Annotated in this window: 7 protein-coding genes; 2 read left to right on the top strand and 5 right to left on the bottom strand. The window is 59.8% G+C overall.

Annotated elements, in window-relative coordinates; translation table 11 throughout:
- Nucleotides 1-138: 138 nt before the first annotated feature.
- Both hrpA and aceK read right to left on the bottom strand, forming a co-directional pair.
- Nucleotides 139-4,050: an ATP-dependent RNA helicase HrpA gene (hrpA, locus tag AB4N98_RS20105; protein WP_460148881.1), complete on the bottom strand. Its 3,912-nt coding sequence runs from the start codon at nucleotides 4,048-4,050 to the stop codon at nucleotides 139-141.
- Nucleotides 4,051-4,168: 118 nt separating this feature from the next.
- The gene (aceK, locus tag AB4N98_RS20100; RefSeq protein ID WP_065878156.1) at nucleotides 4,169-5,878 is read right to left on the bottom strand and encodes a bifunctional isocitrate dehydrogenase kinase/phosphatase; all 1,710 of its coding nucleotides are present in this window, start codon (nucleotides 5,876-5,878) and stop codon (nucleotides 4,169-4,171) included.
- A gap of 389 nt (nucleotides 5,879-6,267) precedes the next feature.
- Here aceK and AB4N98_RS20095 point away from each other — a divergent pair, with 389 nt between their 5' ends.
- Nucleotides 6,268-7,893: a methyl-accepting chemotaxis protein gene (locus tag AB4N98_RS20095; RefSeq protein ID WP_065878158.1), complete on the top strand. Its 1,626-nt coding sequence runs from the start codon at nucleotides 6,268-6,270 to the stop codon at nucleotides 7,891-7,893.
- Nucleotides 7,894-7,945: 52 nt separating this feature from the next.
- Nucleotides 7,946-8,830 carry a DMT family transporter gene (locus AB4N98_RS20090; RefSeq protein WP_017527516.1) on the top strand — a complete coding sequence of 295 codons (885 nt, stop codon included), beginning with the start codon at nucleotides 7,946-7,948 and terminating at the stop codon, nucleotides 8,828-8,830.
- Between the two features lie 27 nt (nucleotides 8,831-8,857).
- On the opposite strand, the gene AB4N98_RS20085 is transcribed toward AB4N98_RS20090, so the two are convergent.
- From AB4N98_RS20085 to AB4N98_RS20075, 3 genes are all read right to left on the bottom strand, one after another.
- Complete coding sequence (locus AB4N98_RS20085) at nucleotides 8,858-9,808, bottom strand: GDP-mannose 4,6-dehydratase (protein WP_083221657.1); 951 nt, start codon at nucleotides 9,806-9,808, stop codon at nucleotides 8,858-8,860.
- A gap of 95 nt (nucleotides 9,809-9,903) precedes the next feature.
- Nucleotides 9,904-10,938, bottom strand: a complete 1,035-nt coding sequence (gmd, locus tag AB4N98_RS20080; protein WP_017527514.1) for a GDP-mannose 4,6-dehydratase — start codon at nucleotides 10,936-10,938, stop codon at nucleotides 9,904-9,906.
- A 443-nt stretch (nucleotides 10,939-11,381) separates the two neighbouring features.
- The gene (locus tag AB4N98_RS20075; RefSeq protein ID WP_065878160.1) at nucleotides 11,382-12,824 is read right to left on the bottom strand and encodes a mannose-1-phosphate guanylyltransferase/mannose-6-phosphate isomerase; all 1,443 of its coding nucleotides are present in this window, start codon (nucleotides 12,822-12,824) and stop codon (nucleotides 11,382-11,384) included.
- Nucleotides 12,825-13,184: the final 360 nt, after the last annotated feature.

Raw genomic sequence — 13,184 nt, 5'->3', positions numbered from 1 at the left:
GATCCCGGGATTTATAGCGGCGAAGTTTGCCACAAACCCAGGAATTTGGCGCCCTCTCTCAAAAGCGCCTCTTTTAAATGTGGGAGCAAGCCCCCTCCCACATTTGAACCTGCTGTGTGCTGGAAACCGAGCAAGGCTTCAGGGCTCTACCTGGCCCCATTGCTTGCTCAAGCGTTTGTCGGAAATCGGTACCTTGGCGCCCAATTGCTGGCCAAACAACGACACGCGATATTCCTCCAACCACCAGCGGTAGAGCTCCAACTGAGGGTCGCGCTTGCCTTCCTGGGTATGTTTATTCAGACGGTTCTGGTACTGCGCCCACAACCCGCCGAGTTCGCCGCTCCACACCCGATCCTTCTGCACCTGGCCCGGCAGTTTCTCCAGGCGCAGTTCGATGGCCTTGAGGTATCGCGGCAGCTCCTTGAGCCACTGTGCCGGGGTTTCGCGCACAAAACCCGGGTACACCAGGTTGCTCAACTGCTGCTTGATATCGTTGAGCGCCACGGCCTGGGCCAGGTCGATCTTGCCTTTGAAGCGCTTTTGCAGGCCATGCCAGAGTTTCAGCACGTCCAGGGTCAAGCGCGCCAGGCGTTCGGCATGCTCGGTCCAACTGCCACGCTTGCGCTCGGCCAAGGCGGCCAGGCCCGCGCCATCACGCGGCAGGCTGGCTTCGCCGTCCAGCACGCAGGTGTCGAGGCTGGCCAGCAGGATGTCTTCCACCAGCGCGTCGATACGCCCCAATTCGCGGTACATCAGGCCCAACTCAGTCAGGCCGGGCAATTTGCCGCGCAGGAACTTGGCCGGTTCCGCCAGTTGCTGCATCAACAGACGCTGCAAGGCGCGGCGGTGCTGAAACTCGGCTTCGGCTGCGGTGGAAAAACGCCCTTCCTTGACCGTGCCGTTTTCTTCCACCAGCGCCGGATACACGGTCATCGACAGCCCGGCGATGTTCTGCTGGGTTTTCTCGGCCACGGCGGCGAACACTTTGGCCTCCACCGGTTGCTGGCTCTTCGCGGTGTGCGGCACGGCCAGCGCGGCCTGGCTGGCTTCGGCGAACCGTGCGGTCAGCTCGGCCAGGTCACGGCCTTCGCCGAGGAACTTGCCCTGGGCGTCGACGACTTCCAGGTTCATCTTCAGGTGGTTTTCCACCTGCTGCGCCGCTTCAGCCCAGGCTTCATCGCTGACCCGCGCGCCGGTCATGCGCAGCAGTTCGCGGCCCAGTGCCTGCGGCAAAGAGCCCTGGCCGAATTCGATGCGTTGCAGCGCGGCTTTGATGAAGTCCGGCACCGGCACGAAGTTCTTGCGCAGGGCCTTGGGCAAGTTGCGCACCAAGGCAATGCACTTGGCTTCGATCAACCCCGGTACCAGCCATTCCAGGCGCTCCGGCGGCAAGGCCGGCAGCAGCGGCGCCGGCACGCGCAAGGTCACGCCATCGCGCGGGTGGTTGGGTTCGAAGTGGTAGCTGAGCGCCAGGGCCAGGTCGCCCAGGTGCAAGGTGTCCGGGTAATGCGCGGCGGTGACTTCACTGGCTTCGCGGGCCAGCACATCTTCCTCACGCATGATCAGCAACTGCGGGTCTTTCTGGCTGTTGACCTTGTACCAACTGTCAAAAGTCGCGGTCTGGTGGATCTCCGCCGGCAAGCGCGCGTCGTAGAAGGCGTACAGGGTTTCTTCGTCGGCCAGGATGTCGCGGCGGCGCGCCTTGGCTTCCAGTTCGTCGAGCTGCTCCAGCAACTGCTGGTTGGCCGTGAGGCACTTGGCGCGGGACTGAATCTCGCCACGCACCAGGCCTTCGCGGATAAACAGCTCGCGGGACACCACCGGGTCAATCGGCCCGTAATGCACCGGCCGGCGCCCGACCACAATCAGCCCGAACAGGGTGATCTGCTCGAAGGCCACTACTTGGCCGCGCTTTTTTTCCCAGTGCGGTTCGAAGTGGTTTTTCTTGATCAGGTGCCCGGCCAACGGCTCGATCCAGTCGGCATCGATCTTGGCCACCATGCGCGCATAGAGCTTGGTGGTTTCCACCAGCTCGGCGGTCATCAGCCATTGCGGGCGTTTTTTGCCGATGCCCGATGACGGGTGAATCCAGAAGCGACGCTGACGCGCGCCGAGGTAATCGCCCTCTTCGGTCTTCTGGCCGATCTGGCTGAGCAGGCCCACCAGCACGGCCTTGTGCAGTTTCGGATAGTCGGCCGGCTCTTTGTTGAGGGCCAGCTGCATGTCGCGGCAGATCAGGCTCAACTGGCGATGGGAGTCACGCCATTCGCGCAGGCGCAAATAGTTGAGGAAATTTTTGCGGCACCAGTTGCGCAGCGGGCTGGCGGTGAGCGCCTGGCGTTGTTCTTCAAAGCCGCGCCACAAGTTGACCAGCCCGGCGAAGTCCGAGTCCGGGTCTTTCCATTGGGCGTGGGCCTGGTCGGCGGCCTGTTGACGCTCGGGCGGGCGTTCGCGCGGATCCTGGATCGACATCGCGCTGGCGACGATCAGCACTTCCTGCAAGCTGCCGAGCTTGGCGGCTTCGAGCAGCATGCGGCCCATGCGCGGGTCCACCGGCAGGCGCGCCAGTTGACGGCCCAGCGGCGTGAGCTGGCTGTTGCGGTCGACCGCCGACAGCTCTTGCAGCAGGTTGAAACCGTCGCTGATGGCCTTGCCATCCGGCGGTTCGATAAACGGGAAATCGGTGATCTCGCCCAGGCGCAGGTGCAGCATTTGCAGGATCACGGCGGCCAGGTTGGTGCGCAGGATCTCCGGGTCGGTGAATTCCGGGCGGCCGATAAAATCTTCTTCGCTGTACAGGCGGATACAGATGCCCGGCTCCACCCGGCCACAACGGCCTTTACGCTGGTTGGCGCTGGCCTGGGAAATGGCCTCGATCGGCAGCCGCTGCACCTTGGCACGGTAGCTGTAGCGGCTGATGCGCGCGGTGCCGCTGTCGATCACGTAACGAATGCCCGGCACGGTCAGCGAGGTTTCCGCGACGTTGGTCGCCAGCACCACCCGGCGGCCGGGGTGGGACTGGAAAATGCGCTGCTGCTCGGCCGGCGACAGGCGCGCATACAGTGGCAGGATTTCGGTGTGCTTGAGCTGGGCCTTGCGCAGCATCTCGGCGGCGTCGCGAATCTCGCGCTCGCCCGGCAAAAACACCAGCACATCGCCGGGGCTGCGCCGTTCGCTGCGCTCATAGGCGGCGATTTCGTCGAGGGTGGCGAGGATCGCCTGGTCAACGGTCAAGTCGTCCTCGACGCGGTTGCCCTCCTCGTCCTGTTCCAGCGTCAGCGGGCGATACCAGGTGTCCACCGGGAAGGTGCGGCCCGAGACCTCGACAATCGGCGCATCGTCGAAGTGCTTGGAAAACCGTTCAAGGTCGATGGTCGCCGAGGTGATGATGACTTTCAGGTCCGGGCGCCGCGGCAGCAGGGTCTTGAGGTAACCCAGCAGGAAGTCGATGTTCAGGCTGCGTTCGTGGGCTTCGTCGACAATGATCGTGTCGTAGCGTTCCAGGTAGCGGTCGTTCTGGGTTTCCGCCAGCAGGATGCCGTCGGTCATCAGCTTGACCAGGGTATTGGAGTCGCTCTGGTCTTCGAAGCGTACTTGATAGCCGACCAACGCCCCGAGCGGCGTGGCCAGCTCTTCGGCCACGCGGCTGGCGACGCTGCGCGCGGCGATCCGGCGTGGCTGGGTGTGACCGATCAGGCCGTACTGGCCGCGGCCGATCTCCAGGCAGATTTTCGGTAACTGGGTGGTTTTACCCGAGCCGGTTTCGCCGGCAATGATCAGCACCTGATGCTTTTGCAGCGCCGTCTTGATCTCGTCGCGCTTGGCCGCGATCGGCAGGCTGTCGTCGTAGCGAATCACCGGCAGGCTGGCGCGCCGCGCCGTGACCTGGGCGCAGGAAGCCTGCAGGCGCGTGACCCACTGCGCCAGCTTCTCCTCGTCGGGTTTCTTGCGCAGCTCAAGCAACTGCCGACGCAAGCGGTGGCGGTCGGCGAGCATGGCGTGATCGAGGTTTTTGAGCAGTTGGTCGATAGTGGGCGCTTGGTCGGTCATCAGATACGCAAGGGTCTTCTATATAGGCAGGGGGCGGATTGTCGCAGAAAAGCAGCAGCAAGCGGCAAGCTTCAAGCAGTCAGTAAGCACCGTGTGGTTTTCACTTGCCGTTTGACGCTTACAGCGGCTCTTTTCTGCGATACGGAAATACATCGATCACCTTGCCGGCCCGAATCGCGTCTTGCAGGCCCTTCCAATAGTCGGCGTTGTACAACTCGCCGTGCAGTTCATTGAACAGCTTGCGCTGGCCGGCATCGGCAAACAGGAACGGTGGGAACTCTTCCGGGAACACGTCCAGCGGGCCGATGGAGTACCAGGGCTCGGAGGCCATTTCATCCTCCGGGGTACGCGGTGCCGGGATGTGGCGGAAGTTGGCTTCGGTAAGAAAGCAGATCTCGTCGTAGTCGTAGAACACCACGCGACCGTGGCGGGTGACACCGAAATTCTTCAGCAGCATGTCGCCGGGGAAGATATTGGCCGCCGCCAGTTGCTTGATGGCCAGGCCGTAGTCTTCCAGGGCTTCACGCACCTGGGCGGGGTTGGCGTTGTCGAGATAGAGGTTGAGCGGGGTCATGCGCCGTTCGGTCCAACAGTGGCGAATCAGCACCGTGTCGCCCTCCACCTCGACCGTGCCGGCGGCCACTTCCAACAGCTCGGCAAGGCACTCGGGCTCGAACTTACTCAGCGGAAAACGGAAGTCGGCGAACTCCTGGGTATCGGCCATGCGCCCGACACGATCAACGCTTTTAACCAGGCGGTACTTCTCGATCACTGTGGCGCGGTTGACGTTTTTCGACGGTGAGAAGCGGTCCTTGATGATCTTGAACACGGTGTTGAAGCCCGGCAGGGTAAACACGCTCATGACCATGCCGCGCACACCGGGAGCCATGATGAATTGATCGTCAGTGGTCGCCAGGTGGTTGATCAGCGCGCGGTAGAACTCCGACTTGCCGTGTTTATAGAAGCCGATGGAGGTGTACAACTCGGCGATGTGTTTGCCCGGCAGGATGCGCTTGAGAAAGCCGATGAATTCCGCCGGTACCGGCACGTCGACCATGAAGTAGGAGCGGGTGAACGAAAAGATGATCGACACCTCGGCTTCGTCGGTGATCAACGCATCGATCTGGATCCCCTGCCCCTCGCGGTGCAACAGCGGGATCACCAAGGGCCATTGTTCGTCACGGGTGTAGATGCGCCCTACGAGGTAGGCGCCTTTGTTGCGGTAGAGCACCGAGGCAAACAGCTCGATCTTGAGGTCCGGGTCCTTGCACACCCAATCCGGCAGGTTCTCGCGCAGTTGCGCTTGGAGGCGCCGCAGGTCGGCGGGCAAGTCGGCGTAGGGTTCGCTGAAGCTGAAGTCCGTGAAAATTTGCGCCAGCACCGGCGCAATGTTGCCGGCCGGTGCGTACGTGCGAGTTTGCGCCGCGCGTGCCCGGCGCAGGCTTGGCCGTGTGGTGTGAATGAACATGCAGCCGTCGCTGATCAGGTCGTGGCTGAACAGGCCGCAAAAGATCGAGTTGTACCAGGTCTCCGACAGTTCATCGTCGAAGCGCAGGTCGATCAGGCCGATGTAGGCGCTTTTAACCAGGGGCCACAGGTCAATCTTCAGCAACAGCGCGGCATCGAAGCTGGCGCGCAGGCGTGTGGTCACCTCAAGAACTTTGTCCTCATACAGGTTGATGCGCGCCGCCGACGCCGCCTGGCCCTGTTGCCACTGGGCCTTTTCGAATCGCTCGCGGGCGCCGTCGGTGATCTGGCGGAAGTGCTCGCGGTAATCATCGAAGCCATCGAGGATCATTCGGGCGATGGCGGGGGCGGACTGCGGCATGCGGGAAACCTCGAACGGGCATCTGGAAGCCCTGAGCTTAGCCAGTGTAGGAGAGCAGGAGAAGGACGATTTTTTACGCCGCGTTGTACAGCTTCGTTCACTTCATGCATTTATTTTGATTTTTTATAAGTCGACCAATCGGTCAATAAACGTGCGCACACGTCACCCGCCGCCGCGCCTCTAGCCCCGCAAACGCGTGGCTTGCCACCCCGCCCTGGAAAAGCGCCAACGGTCTTGAACCTGGCAATGCGCCATGATTTTGGATCCAAGTAAGGGAAACCCCGATTACTAGCTTGATGGCACTTTGATATACAGCGCGCCCTCTCCCGCCCTGACAAGGTCAAAAGACCGCTACGGGAGCAGGTTTTAATCGCACAAGGAGCATTGAGATGTCGTTGAGGAATATGCGGATCGGGCTGCGCGCCAGCCTGAGTTTTGGGGTTTTGGCCGCTTTGCTGGTGATCGTGGGGCTGTTTGGGCTGGGCCAGATGGTCAAGCTGCGCGAAAGTGCGCTGGTCATTGAACAGAATTGGATGCCGAGCATCGAGAACATCCACGACAGCGCCGCCTTGATCGCCACGGTCCGCCTGGAGTCCCTGCGCATGGTGAGCACCGACGAATCGCGGGTGCGTGACACCAGCCGAGGCCTGATCACCCGCACCGGCAGCGAGCTGCAAGCCTTGCTCGACCGGCATGAAACCTTGCTGAGCAACGACGAAGAACGCGAGTTGCTCAAAACCCTGAGAACCAATGTGGCGACCTACCTCGCCATCGCTAGCCAAATGATCGCGCTGGTGGACAAGGATCAGCAGCAGGACGCCCTCGACCTGCTCGTCAGTCGCCTCGCCCCCCAGGGTGCGGTCCTCAGCCAGAGCCTGGAAAACCTGATCGTGTTCAACCAGAACGGCGTCGAGGCCGCCGCCGATTCGGCGGCACAGATGTATTCGAGCGCGCAGTGGGTGGTCAGCCTGATTATCGTGGGTGCGCTGATCGCCACCTTGCTGATGGCCTGGTTGTTGACTCGCAGCATCACCCACCCAATCGCCCAGGCCCTGAGCGTGGCACGCACCATCGCCAACGGCGACTTGAGCCAGCCGATCAAGGTCAGTGGCACCGATGAACCGGCCCAACTGCTCAGCGCGCTGGCCAGCATGCAGGCGCAGTTGCAGAGCACCATCCGAGGCATCAGCGAGTCGGCCCAGCAACTGGCCTCGGCGGCCGAGGAAATGAGTTCGGTGATGGACCAGAGCACCCGTGGCCTGCAGGCGCAGAACGATGAAATCGAACAGGCCGCCACCGCCGTCAACCAGATGAGCGCAGCGGTGGACGAAGTGGCGGGTAACGCGGTGTCCAGCGCCGAAGCGTCCCAGGCCTCGGACGAAGACAGCAAGCACGGCCACTACCAGATCAGCGAAACCATCAGTTCGATCCAGAACCTGGTGGAGGAAGTGCTCGGCGCCTCGAACAAGGCCGAAGGCCTGGCCGTACAGGCGCAGGACATCAGCAAGGTGCTGGAGGTGATCCGTGGCATTGCCGGGCAAACCAACCTGCTGGCGCTCAACGCCGCCATTGAAGCCGCGCGCGCCGGTGAAGCCGGGCGCGGGTTTGCGGTAGTCGCCGATGAGGTGCGCTCGCTCGCCCAGCGCACCCAGGACTCCACCCAGGAAATCGAGCAGATGATCACCAGCATCCAGCAAGGTACCCAGAACACCGTCGAGGCCCTCAACAGCAGCGCCGAACACGCCGGCCAAACCCTGCAACGGGCCAACAGCGCCGGCAGCGCCCTGGAGAAAATCACCGCCGCCATCTCGCAGATCAGCCAGCGCAACCTGGTGATCGCCAGCGCCGCCGAGCAACAAGCACTGGTGGCGCGGGAGGTGGACCGCAGCCTGGTGAATATTCGCGACCTGTCCACCCAGACCGCCGCCGGCGCCACCCAAACCTGCGCCGCCAGCCAGGAACTGTCGCGCCTGGCGGTGGACCTGAATGGGCTGGTGACGCGGTTTGTTCTGTAATCAATGAAAGCGGCGTGCAACACTCGCCGCCTGATTGATGTAGGAGCGTTGCGTGAGACCTGTCGACACCCTCTACCTGCTGGGGCTGGCTGCCATCTGGGGCGCGAGCTTCCTGTTCATGCGCATTATTGCGCCGGAAATCGGCACCGTGCCCACCGCGTTTTTCCGCGTATCGATTGCCGCCGCCGGGCTGCTGGTGATGTTGACAGTGATGCGGGTGAGCTGGGACTTCCAGGGCAAGTTCAAAACCGTGCTGCTGCTGGGCGTGATCAACTCCGGCATCCCCGCAACCCTGTATTCGCTGGCGGCCCAAGTGCTGCCGGCGGGCTATTCGGCGATTTTCAACGCGACCACGCCACTGATGGGCGTACTGATCGGCGGGCTGTTCTTCAGCGAGCGCCTCACCCCCTCGAAACTCGCCGGCGTGTGCCTGGGCTTGTTCGGCGTGGGCGTACTGACCCGCGCGGGGCCAGTGGCGTTTGACCTGGAATTGTTGACGGGTGCGCTGGCCTGCCTGCTGGCCACCACCTGTTATGGCTTTGCCGGGTTCCTGGCGCGGCGCTGGTTGGACCAACGCGGCGGCTTGGACAGCCGCCTGTCGGCGTTGGGCAGCATGCTCGGCGCCACGTTGTTCCTGCTGCCGTTGTTTGCCTACAGCGCCATCAGCCATCCGCCCGCGAGCTGGGGTGGGTGGCAGGTGTGGATGTCGCTGCTGGGGTTGGGCTTGGTGTGTACAGCGTTCGCGTATGTTTTGTACTTCCGGCTGCTGACATCCATCGGACCGGTGAAATCGATGACCACGACGTTTTTGATCCCACCGTTTGGAGTGTTGTGGGGGGCTTTGCTATTGGGGGAGCCGTTGTCGATGGCGCACGTGTATGGAGGGGTGTTGATTGGGGGGGCGTTGGGGTTGGTGTTGCGCCCGCAAAAATTGTAGGCGCGAGTTGCTCGGTGAGGACACGTTTTATGCGTCTGTGCGCGACCGCCAGTCAGCCAACAACGAAGCCAGGGTGTCTTCCAGCGGGATAGTTGGCTGCCAGCCGAGCACGTCGCGGATGCGGTCACAGTTACCCACCGCGACCGGGATATCGGACGGCCGCAAGCGTTGAGGGTCAAGCTCAACAGAAATATCCACGGTACTTTGGCTGATCATCTCGTCAAGAATGTCGCGAATTTTTCGCGACTGCCCCGATGCGATATTGAACAAACGGGGATAATCGTGACGATCGCTCAGCTTGAGCAACTGCACGTAAGCGGCACACACATCCTGCACATCGAGGAAATCGCGGCATGCCTCCAGATTGCCGACTTGCATGACCGGCGCTTGTTCTGCGCTTTCGATGCGTGCGATCTGTCGGGCAAACGATGCCGTCACGAAGTCAGGAGACTGGCCGCTGCCAATATGGTTGAAAGGGCGCGCAATCACGCCTCGCATACCCTGCTTGAAATACTGCTCGAGTGCCAACTCCGCAGCCAATTTACTGGCCGCATAAGGGTTCATCGGCAAGCACGGGCTGCTTTCGTCCAGCGCTACGCCAGCCTTGAACGCCTCGCCATACACTTCAGAGGAACTGGCGAACACAACAAAGGCATCCGGAGCCTTCTGTTTCACGGCTTCCAGCAGATTCAGGCTGCCCATGACATTGGTATTCCAAGTCAGCAGAGGGTCTTGAAAACTGGTTGGCACGTGGGAAATGGCCGCCAGGTGAATAATATGGGTTGGCTTTAACCGTTCAAGCGTCGCCGCACAGGCACTTGGATCACGGATATCCAGTATGGCCTGCTCCACGCCTTCACGAGGTGACGGGTTGGGCGTAGTGCAAGCACAACTTACTCGATAGCCTGCCGCCAATAGTTGCCCGAGCAGGACTTTACCGACAAAGCCGTTGGCTCCAGTCACCAGAACATGTTTCACCGCTATTCACCTTTGGCCTGAACAACATAAGTAGGACCGAACGGGTTCAAATAGAACCCGCCCACTGCAACGCAAGTGACTGCGCCCTTCTGGCCTTAGAACGAAAAGCCTTGTTCGTTACGACGCAAGTCTTCTTGAACCATCATCCGGCACAGTTCCTCCAGGCTGGTTTTTGGTTCCCAACCCAGGACCGCCTTGGCTTTTGCTGGATCGCCGATCAACAACTCCACCTCGGTAGGTCGGTAGAACTTCGGGTTGACCCGCACCACGGTGTTGCCGGTGCGTGCGTCAATCGCGTGCTCCTGGTCACCCTTGTCTTTCCATTCCAGGTCGATCTCAACCGCTTTGAATGCCAGCGATACAAAGTCACGTACTGTTTCAGTGCGATTGGTCGCCAGCACGAAGGTGTCTGGCTCATCGACTTGCAGCATGCGCCACATACCTTCCACGTACTCTTTGGCAAAACCCCAATCGCGCTTGGCGTCCATGTTGCCCAGCTCCAGGACGCTCAGTTTGCCTTGGGTGATCTTGGCGACGGAGTCAGTGATCTTACGGGTAACAAACTCACGGCCGCGCAGTGGCGACTCGTGATTGAACAAGATACCGCTGGTCCCGAATATCCCGTAGGACTCGCGGTAGTTGATGGTCATCCAGTGCGCGTACAACTTGGCAACGCCGTATGGGCTGCGCGGATAAAAGGGCGTGGATTCGACCTGTGGAATCGCTTGAACCTTGCCGAACATTTCCGAAGTAGAGGCCTGGTAGAAGCGCACCTTCGGGTTAACGATGCGGATGGCTTCCAGCAAATTGACCGCGCCTAAGCCCGTGATTTCACCGGTGGTCACCGGCTGGTCGAAGGACACACCGACGAAGCTCTGGGCAGCCAGGTTGTAGACTTCAGTGGCCTGCGTGGTCTGCAGCAGACGAATGCTGGAGGACAGATCCGTCAGATCGTATTCGACCAGGTGCAGGTTTGGGTGCTGGGTGACACCTAGCTCATCCATCCGCCAGAAATTGACCGAACTGGTACGGCGATAGGTGCCATATACGGTGTAGCCTTTTTCCAGCAAGAGCTGAGCAAGGTACGCACCGTCTTGGCCAGTAACACCGGTGATAATTGCTTTTTTCATGAAAAATCCCCTTCGAAAATAAATCCTATAACGAACGAGGCTGACCTACTCAGATCGTAATGAAGAGTACAGTCCATTACCCGTTCTATCCGAAAACATGAGCACGCCCAAGCGACGCGCTTACCAAAAATTGATCTTGTTACACCAGCAAAAAACCAGCGGCACAATTGCCCCATGAATGCTCTTGGGCATGCGCAATGGAGTTTCACTTTACATTCGGCTCAACTGTAAATACGGCGGTGTGAACCTCATCAAAATCTCTGCGTCGCAAACAATCCCGACAGTGCATTTACTTCAATACCCTGCAACTTCGCAGGCGGCACGCTGGGCAACATCAGCACTTAAATCGCAACCTGCGCCAATGGGTGAATAATCCTCTACCCCAACCCAAGCGATGCCGGGCAAACCGCGAGCCCTCAAACGTGTTTCCAACGGCGCATGACTCAGATGCCGGCCCGACCGTAAATATCCTCGAACCGCACGATATCGTCTTCACCCAAGTAATCACCGCTCTGCACTTCGATCAATACCAAGTCAATGACCCCCGGATTCTCCAGCCGATGGGTGTGCCCGGCAGGAATGAAGGTTGATTCATTGGTATTGAGTAGAAATTCGCGGTCATTATTGACCACGCGTGCCATACCGCTGACCACAATCCAGTGCTCGCTGCGGTGATGGTGCATCTGCAGCGACAACGAACCTTGGGGCTTGACGACAATGCGCTTGATCTTGAAGCGCTGCCCGTCTTCCAAGGTGGTGTAGGCCCCCCACGGACGACGCACGGTGGTGTGGTCCAGATGGGACTGATGCCCATTTTTCTTCAACTGAGCAGTGATAGCCTTGATGTCTTGCGCGTGATCTTTGTGTGCAACCAGCAGGGCATCGGTCGTGTCGACAATGATCAGGTCTTGAACGCCGACCAAAGCCGCCAGTCGGCGATGGCTGCGCACATAGTTGTTGTTGGAGTTATGACAAATAGCCTCGCCGTCAATGCGATTGCCGTGCTCATCCGCCGGGGACAGTTCACTCATGGCGTTCCACGAACCGATATCGCTCCAACCGATGTCACAAGGCACCGTCGCCACTTTGCTTGAGCGCTCCATCAGTGCGAAGTCGATGGAGATGTCCGGCACCCTGGCAAAGCTGCCCGGCTCCAAGTGCAGGCTGCGGTGGCTGCTACCCGTCATCATGCCGGAACCTGCGAGGCACGCGTCCACGGCGCTGGATACATCCGGCGCGCACAGTTGCATTTCTTGGATCAGCGTACCCGCGCGGAAGCAGAACATGCCGGAGTTCCAAAAATAATCGCCCGACGCCACATACCCTTGAGCCGTTTCCAGGTCCGGTTTCTCGACGAAACGTTTGACCTTGAACCCATTACCAAGGGGGCCGTCATTATCTTTTTGGATATAGCCGTAACCGGTTTCCGCAAACTCCGGTTTTACACCGAACGTCACCAGCCAGCCGTCTTTTGCCAGTTCCGAAGCAGAGCAAACGGCCTGGGCAAATGCAGCGTGATTATCTATTAAGTGATCGGCAGGCAGCACTAACATGATGGCATCTTGCCCATGAGTTCGTGCAACTTCCTGGGCCGCGAGTGCGACTGCGGCAGCCGTATTACGTCCGAATGGCTCCAGAACGAAACTTAAATTGGTGAATTCCGGAGCCTGCGCGCCGTACTCATCGAGCGTCTTGAAATAAAGATCACGATTGGTGATGGTCAATACTTCGCTGACCGACTCCAAAGCCAAGGCACGAGCATAAGTCTTCCGAATTAAATTGCCACCATCTGGCAATTCAATAAACGGTTTGGGATGCGCTGAACGGGAAACAGGCCACAGACGGCTACCCGCACCGCCGCAAATAATGACTGGAACGAGTGCCACACTGTACTCCTTTACGCAATGTCATTTTATTTCGGCCGTCGCCCTCGCCTCCTCGCGACGAACAGACTCGAAAGCAAAGCGACTAGAGTCTTTGAGCTAAAAAATCAAATCGCCGGAGCGTTTGGAGGAGGTTATGGCGTTTCTCTTACAAATTACCCCGAACATTCTTATTTAAATGGTCATTTATGTCTAGGAAAAGACCCGTCATCCGACAGACAAAAACTATTTTTTATGGCCCAGGAAAAAAGCCTGCCAAGGGACGTGTCGATTTTGCGCCTCAAACAACCGAACGCCCGCAAAAACACCCCACGCTCTGCAGCCCATCGGTGTACGCCACATGAATGCTCGCGCCCTTGCGCC

The sequence above is a fragment of the Pseudomonas sp. S3_E10 genome (genome assembly GCF_054667615.1).
The sequence above is the reverse complement of the archived record's forward strand: the minus strand, read 5'-3'. Positions and strand labels throughout refer to the sequence as shown.

Bases quoted from the DNA above. Each gene is read 5' to 3' on its own strand.
- gmd (WP_017527514.1), bottom strand. From the start codon at position 10,938: ATGAAAAAAGCAATTATCACCGGTGTTACTGGCCAAGACGGTGCGTAC.
- aceK (WP_065878156.1), bottom strand. From the start codon at position 5,878: ATGCCGCAGTCCGCCCCCGCCATCGCCCGAATGATCCTCGATGGCTTC.
- AB4N98_RS20095 (WP_065878158.1), top strand. From the start codon at position 6,268: ATGTCGTTGAGGAATATGCGGATCGGGCTGCGCGCCAGCCTGAGTTTT.
- hrpA (WP_460148881.1), bottom strand. From the start codon at position 4,050: ATGACCGACCAAGCGCCCACTATCGACCAACTGCTCAAAAACCTCGAT.